This window comes from Methylorubrum pseudosasae (assembly GCF_029504475.1).
Classification (GTDB): Bacteria; Pseudomonadota; Alphaproteobacteria; order Rhizobiales; family Beijerinckiaceae; genus Methylobacterium; species Methylobacterium extorquens.
Window position 1 is genome coordinate 1,933,796 of sequence record NZ_JAQGDU010000002.1, and the last position, 16,603, is coordinate 1,950,398.

Annotated in this window: 10 protein-coding genes and 1 pseudogene; 4 read left to right on the forward strand and 7 right to left on the reverse strand. The window is 71.5% G+C overall.

What is annotated here, in order from left to right:
- Positions 1-19: 19 nt before the first annotated feature.
- The gene (locus M2437_RS09945; protein ID WP_253387279.1) at positions 20-1,249 is read right to left on the reverse strand and encodes a hypothetical protein; all 1,230 of its coding nucleotides are present in this window, start codon (positions 1,247-1,249) and stop codon (positions 20-22) included.
- Complete coding sequence (locus tag M2437_RS09950; RefSeq protein ID WP_253387280.1) at positions 1,246-3,174, reverse strand: DUF3341 domain-containing protein; 1,929 nt, start codon at positions 3,172-3,174, stop codon at positions 1,246-1,248. The genes M2437_RS09945 and M2437_RS09950 overlap by 4 nt, the downstream gene beginning before the upstream one ends.
- A 436-nt stretch (positions 3,175-3,610) precedes the next feature.
- Here M2437_RS09950 and M2437_RS09955 point away from each other — a divergent pair, with 436 nt between their 5' ends.
- The 3 genes from M2437_RS09955 to M2437_RS09965 all read left to right on the forward strand — a co-directional run bounded on the left by M2437_RS09955 (position 3,611) and on the right by M2437_RS09965 (position 8,627).
- Positions 3,611-6,214: an ATP-binding cassette domain-containing protein gene (locus tag M2437_RS09955; RefSeq protein ID WP_253387281.1), complete on the forward strand. Its 2,604-nt coding sequence runs from the start codon at positions 3,611-3,613 to the stop codon at positions 6,212-6,214.
- Positions 6,215-6,309: 95 nt separating this feature from the next.
- Positions 6,310-7,530, forward strand: a complete 1,221-nt coding sequence (locus M2437_RS09960; RefSeq protein WP_301292897.1) for a L,D-transpeptidase family protein — start codon at positions 6,310-6,312, stop codon at positions 7,528-7,530.
- Positions 7,531-7,721: 191 nt separating this feature from the next.
- Complete coding sequence (locus M2437_RS09965; protein WP_015824538.1) at positions 7,722-8,627, forward strand: MBL fold metallo-hydrolase; 906 nt, start codon at positions 7,722-7,724, stop codon at positions 8,625-8,627.
- A gap of 134 nt (positions 8,628-8,761) precedes the next feature.
- Here M2437_RS09965 and M2437_RS09970 read toward each other — a convergent pair.
- The 4 genes and pseudogenes from M2437_RS09970 to M2437_RS09985 form a co-directional block, all read right to left on the reverse strand.
- Positions 8,762-10,253 (reverse strand): annotated as a pseudogene (locus M2437_RS09970) (amino acid permease).
- 164 nt (positions 10,254-10,417) lie between these two features.
- Positions 10,418-11,101, reverse strand: coding sequence for a TenA family protein (locus M2437_RS09975; protein WP_253387283.1), 684 nt, complete (start codon positions 11,099-11,101; stop codon positions 10,418-10,420).
- 27 nt (positions 11,102-11,128) lie between these two features.
- Complete coding sequence (locus M2437_RS09980; protein WP_003605215.1) at positions 11,129-11,818, reverse strand: response regulator transcription factor; 690 nt, start codon at positions 11,816-11,818, stop codon at positions 11,129-11,131.
- 10 nt (positions 11,819-11,828) lie between these two features.
- Complete coding sequence (locus tag M2437_RS09985) at positions 11,829-13,316, reverse strand: ATP-binding protein (RefSeq protein ID WP_253387284.1); 1,488 nt, start codon at positions 13,314-13,316, stop codon at positions 11,829-11,831.
- A gap of 503 nt (positions 13,317-13,819) precedes the next feature.
- Between M2437_RS09985 and M2437_RS09990 the strand changes: the two genes are divergently transcribed.
- The gene (locus tag M2437_RS09990) at positions 13,820-14,677 is read left to right on the forward strand and encodes a hypothetical protein (RefSeq protein ID WP_253389610.1); all 858 of its coding nucleotides are present in this window, start codon (positions 13,820-13,822) and stop codon (positions 14,675-14,677) included.
- Between the two features lie 97 nt (positions 14,678-14,774).
- On the opposite strand, the gene M2437_RS09995 is transcribed toward M2437_RS09990, so the two are convergent.
- Positions 14,775-16,481, reverse strand: coding sequence for a DEAD/DEAH box helicase (locus M2437_RS09995; RefSeq protein WP_253387285.1), 1,707 nt, complete (start codon positions 16,479-16,481; stop codon positions 14,775-14,777).
- Between the last annotated feature and the right edge of the window lie 122 nt (positions 16,482-16,603).

The following is a 16,603-nucleotide window of genomic DNA, read 5'->3' on the forward strand; positions in this document are numbered from 1 at the left end:
GAGAGGCGGGGAGGGGAAACTAGGAAGCTTCGGGGGGCGGAACAACCGATTTGCGGTGCATGTCCCCCGCCGCCGCGCCCGGTCGCCCGCGCGCGCGCTCGCGGCCCGGCCAGACGGGGGTGACAGCGAGACCCGGAATCAGGCGGCGGACCGCGGGCGCCAGTCCCAGGGCGAGCCCGATCATCCCGGCGAGCGCCAACAGGTCGGTGAAGCCGACGCGGAAGTGGCCGCGGAAGGCGGGCGTGACGAACCAGAACAGTTCGGCGAGATGGACCGCGACGGCGAGCGCCGCCACCAGCCGCGTGCGGTTCTCGCCGGGACGCAGGGTCAGGATGGCGGCAAGCCCCACGACGGCGCCCGCGGACAGCGCCAGGGCGCGACCGGAAAAGCCCGCGCGGAGCCGATACCACGCGGCGGCCCCCGGATCGGCGGCGGCGCCGAGCATCAGGAACTGCACGACGTGCAGGCCGGCCCAGACGAGCAGCAGCACGGCGAGCGGCGTGAGGCGATCGTGGCGGCGCCGGGCGGGCCCGGCATCGGGCGGCGCGACGAGGATCGCGGCGGCGAGCGCCAGACTCGACCACGCCGCTAGCACCAGCAGGCCGAAAGCGCTGGCATGGAAGCGCAGGCCGGGATCGGTTCCGACCGACATGACGAGGTCGTCCGCAGCCAGCGTGCCGACCACGGTGTGGAGGCCGAGGCCGAGCACGGCGCGCCCGTCGTCGATCCGGCCTGCCTTAGCCCAGGGCTCGCCGCCGCGGCGGGCGAAGAGCAGGGCGAGCCCGGTCCAGAGCGCGAAGTAGAGGGCGAGGCGGGCGGCGAGCAGCGGCGGTGCGGCTCCGAGCAGGGCGAGCGGGCCATCCGGCCCGGCGCTTTCCGGCGCCGGGTAGAGCAGGAAGGCAGCCATCGGGATCGGCAGAGCGAGGATCGCGGCCACCGGCATCAGCACGAGCAGGCCGCGCAGGGTCTCCAGCAATGCGGTCTCGGGCTGCGGGCGCCACGCATCAGCCCGCTCGATCATGATGACGACGGGCAAAGCACCCGCCGGCAGCGCCAGGAGGCAGGTCCAGGCAGCGAGATAGGACGGCGCGAGCCGGGGCAGCCCGGCATGGTGGAACGCCAGCAGCAGGCAGGCCAGTCCGGCCGCGAAGGCCGCCGCCGGGCGGCGGGCCGGATCGCGGAAATAGGCGCCGGCGGATTTCGCCCCCGTCGCCTTGCGGGCGGCGGCGCCCTTCTCCTCCGCGCTCACCGCTGCGGCTCCCCGGCGGCGAGGCCGTACAGGGCGAGGGGACGTCCCGCATCCGTCGGCAGGGCGTTGAGGCGCCGGGCGAGGGCCGCCGGAATAAACGGCGCGCCGGAGGGCTCGATCGTCAGGACGAAATGTCCGGCGAGGGCAGAGGGAGGGAGGCGGCCGGCCCGCCCGGCCCTCACAACAGACAGGAGCGCGACCGCAAGGCCGAGCACGCCGCCCGCCGCCGCCGCGGAGAGAGCCGGCACCGCCGCCAGGGCCCAGGATAACGGCCACGCGGCCGGCCAAGGCGTTGGCCAAGCGGTCGACCAGGAATTGGGCCAGGAATCGGGCCAAGAGAGCGGCCGGGCGAGGAGCGCCGCCACGCTCGCCGGCCCGTCCGGCATGTCCCCGGCAAGGCCCGCGATGCGGACGGCGAGGAAGGCTGCAAATCCGAGAAAGGCACCGAACAGCGCGAGGCGGTTCAGGCTCCGCTCCTCCCGGTGCAGGGCAGCGGCGGCCTCCGGCATCAGCACCGGGCCGAAGGCGTCGAGGCGCGGCGCACGCGGCCCCGAGAGCCCACGCGCTGCCTCGGCCAGCCCGGCCTCCGAGGCGAAGATCGCGATGAGGCCAGGGGGCTGGCCAGGCGGTTGGGCAAGGGTCTGGACGGCGAACGGGCCCGGCCGGGCGTCCGGCGCGGTCTCTGGCACCCGCGGCGCGGCGTGCGCGTTCTGGGCGAGGGCGAGTTGGCGTGTCTCGGCAATTCCGACCGGCGGCACGAGGCGGAAGAGAAGCAACAGGCCGAGGACGAACAGCCCGGCGGAACCGAGGGTCGCGATCCCCGCGGTGAGGAGATCCGCGAGGGCCGCCCCCGTCGCCCCGATCCGCGTGGCGAGCACGTGATCCGCGCCGAGGCCGATGGCGACAAGGGCGCCGATCAGGCCGAGCGCGAGGGCGCTGCGGCGGATGGCGGGGATCCAGAACAATTGCGTGGGGAGAAGCCCGGCGAGCATGAGTATCCAGAAGGCGGGCGCCTCGTCGCCGAGGAGCCGGCGCGTCAGGCGCGCCCGCTCGGCCGCGTCGCCGTAGAGAAGGGCGGTGACGATCTCGGTGACGTGGCAATAGAGGGCGGCCAGGCCGAAGGCGAGCAGCAGCCGCCCCAGGATGTCGAGGTGGCGGCCGGTGATGAGGCCGTCGAGCCCGCGGCTTCGGCGCAGGATCATGGCGAGCGCCGCGATCAGCCCGGCGCCTGAGAGCACCGCCTCGACCAGCAGCGCGACGGGAAGCAGGGTGTCGTGCCGGTCGGTGCGAAGGGCGGCCGCCAGCGCGAGGTCGATCAGCACCGCCACCGCCGCGAGAATGCCGAGCAGGCCGAACCCCCGGCAGGCCCGCTCCCAGGCGAGCCATTGCAGCGCCGAGCCGCACCAGCCGGCGGAAAGCATTCGGTAGAGACGGGCGCGTCGGCGATCCGGCCCCGCGGCGTCGCGCAACACCGCCAGATCCGGCAGGAGCGCCGCCGCCCACAGGCCGAGGCTCGCGAGGAGCAACGCCCCGAGGCTCACCGGATGGACCGGCACCGGGTAGAGCGCGGCGAGCCCCGCGCAGAGCAGGGCAGCGGTCTGTGTCAGGCGGCCGATCCCGCAGCGCCACGCCACGCCCGCGAGCAGCAGTAGCCCCGAGATCAGCAGGCACCCCGCGGCGAGCCCGATCCACCACGCGGCAGCGGCCGGACCGAATACGGCGGGCGCAGCCGAGCGCAGGCCGGTCCAGACGAGGATCGGGACGAGCGTTCCGGCAACGGCGAGCCACCAAAGGCGGCCAGCCGGCGCGAGCACGCTCCCCGCGAGCGCGGCGGCGATCGAGGCGACCGTCTCGTCGGGCCCGATCACCGGCGCGCCGTAGAGGGGAACAGTCTCGGCGGCAGGTGGAAACGCGCGTTCGGTCATCGGCTCAACGGTCGGCCGCGGGCTGCGCGCGGCTTCGATCCTGAAGGACAAAGGCGGGCGATGGTGTGTCTCGCACGGCCATCCGGTCTCGTCCGAAGGGAGGGTGGGAAAGGGCGCTGCCGAACGGGATGGCTGGGAAATGCGGGAAAGGCAGGTCCCCCGCCCGCGGACTCGAACGCAGGCTGACCGCCATGTGCTCTCCCGCACCAAAGAGCAATGCCGCGGCGGGAATGCAATGCGACGCGCCGGCTGCGCGGGCTTGCGCGGCGGCATTTCCATGCGAAGAGGACGATCTGGCGAAGAGGACGATCCGTGACGGCCTCCTCACGCGCCGGCCCGCCGGATCGTCCTTCACAGCGCCGAAACCGTTCTCCGATGCCGCACCCCACCGCCGCGAATTCGTCGGCCACGGCTTGGCCGGGCGCCCGGAATGCCGATGGAGCGTGATCCCGTCCTGTTCGCCTGGGCCTCGTCGCCGCGTCGGCACGCGGCGGCGCTCGCGCTGGCGGTGGGCCTCGGCGGACCGCTGGCGCTGTTCGTGCTGCTGTGCCTGCGCGACCTCATCGCGGTGCTGACCCGCAGCAGCCCGGACTTCCTGCCCTTCCTGCGGATCGCCCTGCCGCTGCCGGGCCATCACGGACACGAAGCGCCGATCCTGTTCCCGGGCTGGAGCCTGCCGCCGACGGAACTGCCGCTGATCGCGCTGACCTCGCTCGCCGCCGCAGCCCTGCTGCTGGCCGCCCTCGGGGCTGCGGTCGCGTATCTCTGCTTTTCCGTCCAGGCCCGGGCCACGGCGCGGCTGCGGGCGCGGGCCACCGAGGCGATCCTCGCTTCGCCGCCCGGTGCCCGCGAGGATCTCCGCGCGCTGCCCGGCCTCGTCGGCCAAGCCCTGGCGCGGATGGGCCCGCTCGCGGCGGTCGGCATCGTCGTGCCCGGCCTGACGCTCGCCGCGATCCTGCTGGCCCTCGTCATGGCGGAACTCGCCGCCCCGCGCCTCGTGCCGGTGATCGCGCTGTTGCTCGCCGCCGTCGGGCTGGCGCGGGTCCTGCTCGCCAGCCGCACCGCCGCCCGGCGCAGCCTGCGCCTCGCCGACACCGCCGCGACGGAGGCGGGCCTGCGCGACCTGATCCGGCGGATGCCTGCGGTGCGCGCCCACGGGGCGGCGGCGTTCGAGCGACGCCGCCTGGGGCTACGCGCACGGGCGGCGCGCAGCGCGCTGGTGCGGGCCGAGGCCCGGCTCGCCTATGCGCGGGCCCCGGCGCTCGCGCTTGTCGTGATCCTGCCCGCCCTCCTCGTGGCCACCGCCCTGTGGCAGGGCGAGGCCGCCACGGAGGCCGACAACGTCCTGCCCGGAGCGCTGGTCGCCGCGGCCGGCGCCTTCGCTCTGGCGGCAACCCTCGTCGCGATCAGCCTGCGCCTGTGGAGCCAGTATCGGGCGGCCGCCCCGCTGTTCCGCACCATCGCCGAGACGCTCGACGCCCTGAGCCCCCGCCTGCCAGGGAACCGATCGCGCAAGGCGGTCCCGTTCCCGGCGGCGGGCGCCCTCGTCGCGAAGGGCGTCGGCGCCTACGATCCCGGCAGCGGCGAGCGGCTGACGGGCGTCGATCTCGCCCTGCCGATGCCGGCGCATGTGGCGATCGTGGGTCATCGCGGCAGCGGATCGCGGGCGCTCGCCGCCCTGCTCGCCGGACAGATCGAGCCAACCGCCGGCGCCGTCACCTATGGCGGCACCGACCTGCGCGCCTTCGACTCCGCCGAGCGCGCCCGGCGGATCGCGCTGGCCGGCTCGGAGGCGATCCTGATCGAGGGGACGCTGCGCCAGAACCTGCTCTACGGCGCCCGCAGCGGCGACCGCGAGGCCTCGGGGCTGGCCGAGCGCATCGCCATCCTCAAGCTCACCGGGCTCGATGCCTTCGTCTACGAGCGGGGCCTTGAGGCCTCCGTCGATCCCGAGGACGATCCCGCCACCGCCGCGGCGGTCGTTGCCGCCCGCTGGGCTGTACGCGAGGCGCTGGCGAGCGAGGGCATGGCCCGGCTCGTCGAGCCGTTCGACCCGGCGCGCTACAACCATCAGGCCGATATCGGCGAGAACATCCTGTTCGGCGAGGCGGTGAGCCCGGCCTTCTCGCAAGCGCGGCTCGCGGCCCACCCCTACCTGCGCGCGGTGCTGGAGGCGGAGGATCTCACGCGAACCCTGGTCGATGTCGGCCTGCAAGTGGCACGCTCCACCGTCGAGATCTTTGCCGACCTGCCCGACGACCACCCGCTATTCGAGACCTTCTCGCTGTTTCCGGCGGCCGAGCGGGGCTATTTCGAGGATCTGGTCGCGCGCCAGCCCGAGGCCCGCGGTTTTCGGCGCGGCCCGGCCGGGCACCGCGACCGCGAGCGGCTGATCGGGCTCGCTTTGCGCTACAGCGAGACCCGCCACCGCTTCGGCCTGATCGACGAGGCGCTGGAACAGCGTCTGGTCGCCGCCCGCCACTCCTTCGCGGCGATGCTGCCGCCGCGCTACCGCGAGAAGGTCGAGTTCTACGATCCCTCCCGGCTCACCGCCGCCGCGAGCCTGGAGGAGAACCTGCTGTTCGGGCGCATCACCCAAGGTGAGGCGGGCGCCGAGGGGCGGGTGCGCGCTCTGGTGCGCCGGGTGCTCGCCGAGCAGGGGCTGGAGCCCACCGTCTACCGGCTCGGCCTCGCGGCGCGAATCGAGGCGGGCGTCGCGGTGGCGGGCCAAGGCCAGCGCGCGATCCTGGGGGAGGGCGCCATCGGCCCGCGCGAGCGGGTGGCGATCGAGTTCGTGCGCTGCCTCGTGCGCCGCCCGGACATCCTCGTGGTCGGCCTCTCCCTCGACGACCGCAAGCCCGACGAGATCACCGCCCGGATCGAGCGCCTGCGGGCGCTGCGCGCCGGGGCGGCGCTGATCGTCTGCCTGCCCGATGAGGACACCCTCAACCGGCAGGCGCCGTTCGACGCGGTGCTGCGGGTGGAGCGCAACACGGTGGTGACCGGCGATCCGCAGGAAACCGAGGCGGTGACCGTCTGAGCGCTTCCCTTTCCCGCAAAACCGCCCCAAAGCTTGTGCACGATCCGGTTCCGTCGCCCGCGGGCACCGCCGGTCGGCCTCGATCGAGACGGTGCATGCTTCCCCCGAACCGCTCTCGAGGCTCTGTGAGATCCTTCCTCAGAATCTTGATTCCGGGGCTGGTCGGGTTGGCGATCCTCACGGCGTCGAACACGCTCGCGCAGGCCGACAAGGCGAATGCGCCGATCCCGGCCACGACCCTGGCGCTGATGGCTGCACGCGGCACCAACGCCGCCTCGCCGATCGTGCTGCGGGCCTACAAGAAGGAATCCGAGATCGAGGTCTGGAAGCGCAACGCCAGCGGGCGCTACGTGCCGATCAAGACTTATCCGATCTGCCGCTGGTCGGGGCAGCTCGGGCCGAAGACCAAGAGCGGCGACCGGCAGACGCCGGAGGGGTTCTATACGGTGGCGAAAAGCCAGATGAACCCGAACTCGCGCTACTACCTCTCCTTCGACGTCGGCTACCCCAACGCCTACGACCGGGCACACGGCTCCACCGGCTCGGCGGTGATGGTGCACGGCGTCTGCTCGTCGATGGGCTGCTTTGCCATGACGGATGCGGTGGCGGGCGAACTGTTCGCGATTGCCCGCGAGGCGTTCGCCGGCGGGCAGGGCGCGTTTCAGTTCCAGTCCTTCCCGTTCCGGATGACGGCCGCGAATATGGCCCGGCACCGGACCGACCCGAACATCGCCTTCTGGCGCCAGTTGAAGGAGGGATCGGACCGCTTCGAGGCGACCGGCGAGGAGCCGGCCGTGAGCGTCGCGGGCGGCCGCTACACCTTCGCGCCCTCGCGCGATCCGGCCAAGGAAGCGGCCTTCAGCGCCCTGCACAAGGACGAGACCGACCGCGTCGCCGCCCTGGTGGAGGAGGGCGCGGCGGCCGTGCGCACGACCTATTCCGATGGCGGCCAGCACGCCTTCTGGGCAGCGCGGATCCTTCAGGGTCATCCGGTGGGCGATATCAGCCGGCCGGAGGCGCTGGCCTATGCCGGCCAGGAGGTCGTGCTGATCCCCGCCCGCCGCAGGGCGCCGCCACCGCCGCCCGTACCGGACGCCGTATGGGCGGTCTGGATCGGCACGGCCAGCCCGTCGCTGACCGTGCGGACCGCAGGTTTCGTGCCGCCCTACGCCGCCGCGACCGCCCGCATCACGGCACCGGTCACGCGCTATGCGCAGACGTGGCCGAGCTTCGCCCGCGCGGCGATCGAGCGTACGCTGTCACCGCCCGACCTCGCCCCCTCGCAACCCCCGATTGAGAAACTGGCCCAGCGCTGACTTGGAGCCGCTCAAAACGGCGTGTGCGAGCACGCACACAAACCCGAATGGCGGCCCCCCATCTCCGCACTGTACACTCGGAGCCTGAAGAGGGGCCGAAGAACAGCCGCGGATCCATAGCGCGGATGCGTGCGGCGGCACCACTACCACCAGAGAAAGCCCGGCCCGAGGCCGAGCATTGGTACCGATCCATGACCCTGCCATATCCAGCCAAGGACGATTCCCTCGTCCTGCGTTTCTGGGGCGTCCGCGGCTCTACGCCGGTCAGTGGCCCGGAGAACGCCGAGTTCGGCGGCAATACGCCGTGCTTGGAGATCCGCTGCGGGGAACGTCTGTTCGTGATCGATGCCGGCTCGGGCCTCGGCGCCTTCGGGCGCAACTGCTGCGAGAGCCTGCCGCAGGATATCGACCTGCTGTTCAGCCACCTGCATCTCGATCACACGGCGGGTCTGCCGTTCTTCAAACCGGCGGTTCTGGACGGCGCCCGCACGATCCACACCTATTGCGGCAATCTCGACGGGGCCAGCGCCGAGGACGCCCTCGGCCGGCTGTTCTCGCCGCCGCTCTTTCCCGTCACGCTCGACGTGCTGCCCTGTTCCTTCGCGCATCACGGCTTCCGGGCAGGCGAGCCGCTCACCTTCGCCGACGGCATCCGGGTCGATACCATTCTGCTCGACCACCCGCAGGGATCGACCGGCTACCGCTTCGACCATGGTGGCAAGCGGCTCTGCATCATCAGCGACATCGAGCACGGCGTGAACTGGCCCGATCCGGACCTGTGCCGCTTCGTCGAGGGGGCCGACCTCCTCGTCTATGACGGCATGTTCACGGAGGGCGAGTATCCCTGCTGCAAGGGCTGGGGCCACTCGACCTGGCAGAAGGGCGTGGAACTGGCCAAGGGCGCGGGCGCCAAGGCGCTCGCCATCATCCACCTGCATCCCTGCCATTCGGACGTACAGTTACGCTCGGTCGAGGCCGAGATGCAGGCCGAGATGCCCACCGCTTTCATCGCCCGCGAGCGGCAGTCGATCGAGGTAGGCCGGCCGCTCGTCGGCCTCGCCGAACCGCCGGTGGTGGCTCTGGCACGCCGGGCCTGAGGCGGCCCGACAGCCCCCGATCTCGGCGCCGGCCCTGTCACCTCCGGGGACGGGTCACCATGCCGAAGGAAGCATCCATTACCCGGCAGGCGCGGCCCCTCTCCCAGGCGGGAGAGCGACCGCATTCGATACCCTTACAGAGCCGAGGTCGCGTTCGCCCCTTCCTCGCGGCCGATGCGGCTGTGCTTGCGGCTCCAGGCGAAGTAGATCACGAGGCCGATCGCCAGCCAGATGATGAGGCGCAGCCACGTATCGCCATCGAGCGAGACCATCATACCGAGGCAGAACAGCGCGCCGAGGATCGGCACGAACGGCACCAGCGGGGTGCGGTAGGCGCGCGGCGCGTCGGGCTGGGTACGGCGCAGGATGACGACGCCGGCGCAGACGAGGATGAAGGCGAGCAGCGTGCCGATGCTCGTCATGTGGCCGAGTTGCGAGATCGGCAGGAAGCCGCCGAGCGCGCTCGTGAACACCATGAAGAACAGGTTCGAACGGTAGGGCGTCTTCCACTTCGGATGGATCGCCGAGAAGAAGCCCGGCAGCAGCCGGTCCTTCGACATGGAGTAGAACACCCGGCTCTGGCCGAGCAGCAGCACGAGGATCACGGTCGAGAAGCCGCAGATCACGCCGAAGGTGACGAGGCTCTTCAGCCACGGAAAGGGCGTCGCGGCGATCGCGGTATTCACCGGGGCGGCATCGCCGCGCATGGCTTCGTAGTGGACGAGGCCGGTCAGCACGCCCGCAAACGCGATGTAGAGCACCGTGCAGATCGCCAGCGAGCCGAGGATGCCGATCATCATGTTGCGCTGGGGGTTCTTGGCCTCCTGCGCCGCGGTCGAGACCGCGTCGAAACCGACATAGGCGAAGAACACCACGCCGGCCGCGCGCATCACGCCGCTCCAGCCATACTCGCCGAAGGTGCCGGTGTTAGCCGGCAGGAAGGGGTCGTAGTTCTGCGCCTTCACGTAGAACAGGCCGACCCCGATCACGATCGCCACCACCGCGAGCTTGAGCAGCACCACCGCGCCGTTGACGCGGGCGGATTCGCGGATGCCGATCATCAGCAGGGTCGAGGGCCGCCACCACGATCAGGATCGCCGGCACGTTGACGATGCCGTGCGCCAGCGTGCCGTCGGCGAGTTGATAGGTCTCGAAGGGCGAGTGCACGAGCGAGCCCGGCAGGTTGATGCCCAAGGTGTCGCGCATGAAGCGGGCGACGTAGCGCGACCAGCTCACCGAAACGGTGGCCGCCCCGACCGCGTATTCGAGCACGAGATCCCAGCCGATGATCCAGGCGATGAACTCGCCCATTGTGGCGTAGGTGTAGGTGTAGGCCGAGCCCGCCACCGGGATCATGCCGGCGAGCTCGCTGTAGCACATGCCCGCAAGGGCGCAGCCGATCGCGGCGATGGCGAAGGAGAGCGTCACCGCCGGGCCGGCATGCTCCGCCGCGGCGATGCCGGTGAGCGAGAACAGGCCCGCCCCGATCACCGCGCCGATGCCGAGGCCGATCAGGCTCCAGGGGCCGAGATGGCGTTCCAGCTTGTTCTCGCCGGATTCGGCGTCGGCGTTGAGCCGTTCGAGCGTCTTGATCCGGAAAAGGTCACTCGCCAAGCCTGACGCCATATCTGCCCCAACCCCCTCGTACCGGCCGAACTCCTCTGACGGAGCGGCCGAATTCTCACACAGATGAATCGTGAAACCGACGCGGGCGCAACGGCCTCAGGCGACATTGCAGTGCAAGGACCCGGCCAAGCTGTCACGCGAAGCGGCCGCGCCGGGGTCCTAGCTCACAGCGCCCAGGTGAGATCCCGGTAGGCGCTGTCCCAGAAGCCGAATTCGAGGCGGGTCGCGTGGGTGTAGGCCGCGTGCATCCGGGCGCGCAGGGCCGGGGAGGCGTCGGCGGCCGCCTCGTCGGTCGCGGCGATCATCGCGGCCACCGCCTCGCCGAACTCCTCGCCGGCATAGGTGTCGATCCAGGCGCGGTAGGGATTGTCGGGCTTGGCGCGGGCAAAGATGTCGCGGCCGACCTCGGCATAGATCCAGAAACAGGGCAGAAGCGCGCCGAGCACGACTTCGTAGGGCTCGGCATAGGCCGTCGCGATCAGCCACGCGACATAGTGGTCGCAGGCCGGCGAGAGGGGCGTTGCGGCGAATGTGCCGGCATCGGTGCCGTATTCTTGGAAGAAGCCGCCATGCAGCGCGCGCTCGACCACGATGGCGGTCTCGGCGCCACGGGCGAACTGCACGATCCAGTCGGGATGCGGCGCCTTGGCAGCGGCGAGCGCCAGCGCCCGGCCGAAGCCGATGAGGTAATGCGCGTCCTGCACGATGTAGCGGCGGAAGCGCTCGCGGCTCAAAGTGCCGTCCGCCAGTTCCGCGTTGAACGGCATCGTGCGGATCGCCTCATAGGCCGCGAGATTGCGGGCCCAGGCTTCCTGCGAGAAGCGCCCGGCAGAGAGGTCTTCGGCCAAGGACAGCGCTCCGTCTTGTGAAAAGGATCAACCCTGCCGCTGGGCCTGGGTCACCGCGACGTGGATCAGTTCGGCCAGCGTGCGCACCCTGAGCTTCTGGCGCATCTGCGAGCAGGCATTGGTGACGGTCTTGTAGCTGACCGAGAGGTCGGCGGCGATGGCGCCGTAGGACTTGCCCTGGGCGAGGCGGGCCAAGATCTGCTGCTCGCGCGGCGTGAGCTGCGTCTCCGGGGTGCGGCGGGGGTCGGCGCGCAGCATCGCGACCTCAGTGGCGAGCCGCCGGTCGAGATAGACCTCGCCCGCGCGCACCCGCTCGAACGCCTGGAACAGCTCGTTCGAAGCGTGATCCTTGAGCACGTAGCCGAGCGCCCCGGCCTCCAGCGCCCGCGAGACGATGACGGGATCGTTGTGCATCGAGAACACGAGCACACGGGTCTCGGGCTCGATGGCGCGCATGCGCCGGATCAGGGCGAGGCCGGCGAGCCCGCTGCCCTGGAAGGTGAGATCGCAGATCACCACCGGCGGGCGCAGGCGGTGGAAGGCGCGGTAACCGGAGACGACGCCGGTCGCCTCGACCACGGTCTCGATTCCGGCATCCTCCAGCACGCGGCGACAGCCCTGGAGGACGATCGGGTGATCGTCGATGACCAGGACGGGGGTGGCGGCACCCTTGCTCGACGCTGCTCTCATCATGGGGCTGCTGACCGGCGCGTTCATCGTACACGCATCACTTGGGTTGCGGCGCGGCGGGCGGAGGCGGAACCTCGCTGCCGTCGCGCTCGGGATCGATCGGGAGGGTGATCCGGACAACGGTTCCGGAGGCTTTGTTGTCAAGAGACGCCGTGTCGAGACTGAAATGACCGCCCAGCGCCTCGACCCGCTCGCGCATCCCCGACAGGCCGAGGCCGACACGGTGGCCGGGCGTGATGCCGGTGCCGTCATCCTCGACGCTGACCTGCAGGACCGTCAGGCCGGCGGCGTCGGTCTCCTCGGTCGCGCGGGCCCGGACGTGGCGAGCGGCGCCGTGGCGCACGGCGTTGGTGCTGCTCTCCTGGATGCAGCGGAACACGGTGAGATCGACGATGTCGCCGTAGCCGCGGGCCAAGCCCTCGAACGCGCCATCGAAGGCGGTCTCGGGATGGCGGCGTCGGAAGTCGCGGAGCAGCAGGTTGAGGCAATCGGTCAGCGGCACCTCGCCGAGCCCGTGCGGGCGCAGGCGGTTGAGAAGGTCGCGGTTGAGGACCTGAACCTGGCCGACGATGCTGCCGATGTCGCCGGCCCGCGACGCCAGCCGGCCGCGGTCGATCTCGCCGGGGCTGGCGGCGAGCCGGGCGACGGAGGCCGCATTCGCTTCCAGTGCGAACAGGCACGGGCCGAACTCGTCGTGGAGTTCGAGGGCGATGCGGGCGCGCTCGTCGTCCTGGGCCGTCAGCAGTTGGCGGTTGAGGCGGCCGTTGGCGGCCCGCGCGTCGGAGAGCGCCCCGGCCACGCGGTTGAAGCGCTCGGCGATCACCGCGAGTTCGCGGGAGGCGGGCGGGTCAAGATGGGCGGTGTAGTCGTGCCGCTCCAGCCGGTTCAGCCCGTCCGCGAGGCGCCCGAGCGGCCGCAGGATGCGCCCAAGCGCCAGGGTGAGGGCAGCCAGCACCGCGAGGTTCAGGATCAGGCTGGCGAGCGCCAACGAGCGGGCATAGCCCCAGACTTCCTCGATCTCGTCCAGGGGCTGGGTCGTGATCGCGGCGGTGCCGATCCGCTCGCCCTTCACGACGATGGGCAGATCGTGCTGGCGCGGCTCGGGGGCGATCAGCCGGACGAACCAGCGCGGCGCCGTCCGCTGCTCGCGCGCCTGCTCGGAGGGACCGAAGCCGACACGCTTGCCCTCGGCATCGAGGATGGTCACGCGGACGTGGCGCAGGGCCTGAAAGCGCAGGTCGAGGGTGTGGAGCACGCTCTCGGGGCTCGGGCTGCGCAGGGAGCGGATGGTGTCGGCGACCAAGGGCTCGACGGTAGCGAGACCGGCCGCGGTCTCGACCTGCACGGCGCTGCGCGCGGTCAGCACGATCACGCCGCAGGAGGCGAGGGCGGCGACGATGTCGATGGCGAGCACGACCAGGATGAGCCGCGTGCGCGTCGGCCAGCCGGCCCAGAACGGCAGCCCTGTGCCGTCGGCCCGATCCTGCGCCTTGTCGAGGTTGGGATCGGCCACGCTTTGCGCCATCAGGGGCGTCGGGGAAGTTTGCGTCGCGGCGGGAATCGGCACGGGCCCTCGCGGTCGATCAGTCCGCCATACGCCGACACGAGCAGGCCGGATCCGGGACCATTCGGCAAACCGCCATCAGTTAAAAGGCTCAGATTTCTACTCTTTCGGCACGGCGGTACCGTGGCCGATCGCCGGATGATTGTCCATGCCGGGGCCGCGCCGCAGGGTCGCGCGGCACACTGATGTTTTTCTTATGATCGCCGGACGGCCGGCCGCGCACCGCATCGATTCGGTTACACGCTCCGTTAAACCGGCTCGGCTAAGGTCGATCGCGAGAACTCATCGCGGCGAGACTTGTCCGGGGCGCGCCTGTCCCGATCATGTCCGGCCGCCCTGGAGTTTCCGCCAGATTCGTGTGGGTGGACGGCGCCTGAATTCTCAACAGGCGATGCCGGACATCTTGCCGCCGCATTGCCGAGGCCGTCTTGTTGCAGGGCTACAACGTGCAAGAGGCCGACCGCATGTCGGTGACGATTCACCCATCTCAAACCCGGCCGGCCGAGAGCAGGGCTCCGGCCCGTCGCCGGCTGCCCGTCATCCTCGGCGCCGCGGGCGGGAGCGCTGCCCTCCTTGTCTTCGCCGTGGGGGCTTTCGCGTTCTTCTCCGATCTCGCCGATCCCAGGAGCCGGCCGGCGCGGATCGCACCCGTCGCCTCGCAATGGCCCGACCTGAAGGACGGCGTTCCGGCGTTGGCACCGGCCTCCAACGGGTTGCCGGAAGCGCGCCGGGCCAGCCTGCCGGCCGCGGAACCCGTCGCACCGGCCGCATCGCCGCCGCCCGCGCCGGTGGCGGCTGCAGCGCCGGAGATCGCGCCGCCGGCCCGGGCGAACCTGCCGATCGAGCCGGCACCCACGGTTCCGGCCGCGGCCCGCACGGCGGCCGCGCTCGCCCCCGCCAAAGTCACGGTGCCGCTGCCTCCGAGCCGGAGCGAGATGGTGCAGGCGAAGACGGAGCAGCCGGCGCGTTTCGTGTCGCTGCCCGCGAAGACGAAACCCGAGATCGCCAAAACCGAAGCCAAGGTCGAGGCCAGAACCAAGACCGAGACGGCCAAAACTGACACAGCCAAGGCTGAAACCGCCAAGGTTGAAATCGCCAAGGCCGATCCCAGCCGGAAGCCCGCGCCCGTCGTCCGCAACCGCGCCACAGAAGCGGGGCCGACGCAGACCGCCTCGGCGCAAGCACCCGCCGCGCGACCGGCACAGGACGCGGCGGAAGAGCCGGAACTGCTCGGCGTCAAGATTCCCGGCGGCCGTCAGATCCGCGACGGCTGGGATGCCGCCGTGAGCGGCCTGCTCGGCAGCAAGTCCGGCGGCGAGTAAGGCCCGGCTCGAACGAGCCGGACGCCGCCCTAACGTTTGCACACCCGAAACCGTCGCCGGGGCGGCTTTCTTTGCCCCGGCACCGTCGCGAGGCGGCTCAGCCGCCCCGGCCGGTTTTGGTCGCCTCGCGGCGATGGCGCTGGGCGCGGGGGCTCTTCGGTGCCTTGGCGGCGGCCGGTCCATCCCCCTGCATCCGCTCGACGCGGACATCGGCGGGCCCACGCCGGGCGAAGGAGGCGGCGAAGTCATCCGCCGCGCTGGCGCGGACCTCGAAGGTCGTCTCGTTGTCGAAGATCCGGATGGAGCCGATATCGCCGCGGCCGATCTGCCCACGGCGGGTCAGCATCGGCAGAAGGCGGCGCGGCTCGGCCCGGTCGCGGCGGCCGAGATTGAGCCGGAACCACGCCGCCGGCTCGTCGTCACCGACCCGCGACGCGCCGACCGGCACACCGCTGCGGGAATCCGGACGCCGGCTGGTCTCGTAGGCCGGATCGCTCACCTCCTCCGGCACGGGGATGCGCGAGCGGTAGAGCCGGGCGAAGGCCGCGGCGAGACGCTCGGGCGGGCAGCGCTCCATCAGCGCCTCGGCCCATTCCCGCTCCCACTCGCGGTCCTCTTCCGTCTCGGGCTCGGCGAGCAGCGGATCGGACATCATCCGCTCGCGGTCGAGGATGCGGATTTCGTCCGCGTTCGGCGGGCCGCTCCAATCGGGACTGACCTTGGCGATGGCGAACATCTGCTCGGCCCGCCGCCGCTTGGCCGGCGGCACGAGCACGACGCTCGTCCCCTTGCGGCCGGCGCGGCCGGTGCGGCCGGAGCGGTGCTGCATCACCTCGGCATCGTGCGGAAGGTCGGCGTGGATGACGAGGTCGAGCCCCGGCAGGTCGATGCCGCGGGCGGCGACGTCGGTGGCGACGCAGACGCGGGCACGGCCGTCGCGCAGGGCCTGGAGCGCGGCGTTGCGCTCGCCCTGGCCGAGTTCGCCCGAGAGCGCCACGGCGGAGAAGCCGCGCTCGGTCAGCGAGGCCTGAAGATGGCGCACGCGGTCACGGGTGTTGCAGAACACGATCGCCACCGGCGCATCGACGTAGCGCAGAATGTTGACGACGGCGTGCTCGACCTCGCGCGGCATCACCCGCACCGCGCGGTAGACGATGTCGGCATGGCCGCGGGTCTCGCCGGCGACCGCGAGACGCAGGGCGTCGCGCTGGTAGCTCTCGGCGAGCGCGACGATGGCCTTCGGCAGGGTCGCCGAGAACAGCAGGGTGCGCCGGTCCTTCGGGGTCGATGCCAGGATGAATTCGAGATCCTCGCGAAAGCCCATGTCGAGCATTTCGTCGGCCTCGTCGAGGATGACGGCGCGAAGACCTTCGGTGACGAGCCGGCCGCGCTCCATGTGGTCGCGCAGGCGCCCCGGCGTGCCGACGACGATGTGGACACCGGCCTCCAGCGCGCGGGCCTCGCGGCGCGGATCCATGCCGCCGACGCAAGGGACGATGCGCGCGCCGGTCTGCGCGTAGAGCCAGGTCAGCTCCCGCTGCACCTGGAGTGCCAGCTCACGGGTCGGAGCGATGACGAGCGCCAGCGGCGCGCCGGGCGGCGGCAGCGCCTCGTCTTCGCCGAGCAGCGTACCGGCGATGGCGAGACCGAAGGCAACGGTTTTGCCCGATCCGGTCTGAGCCGAAACGAGCAGGTCGCGCTCTGGGACGGCATCGAGCACCGCCTGTTGAACGGGTGTCGGCTCGGCATAGTTGCGCTCGGTGAGCGCCCGCGCCAGGGGGGAGGGCAGAGACGGAAATGGCAAGGGAGATGCGCCTTAAGAACCGGCGCATTCGCACCGGTACACGCGAACCGGCAGACGGCCGGATCGGAATTCGGATGCCGTTTCTAACGCCAACCGGGCGCGGAGACCACTACCTGCACTGC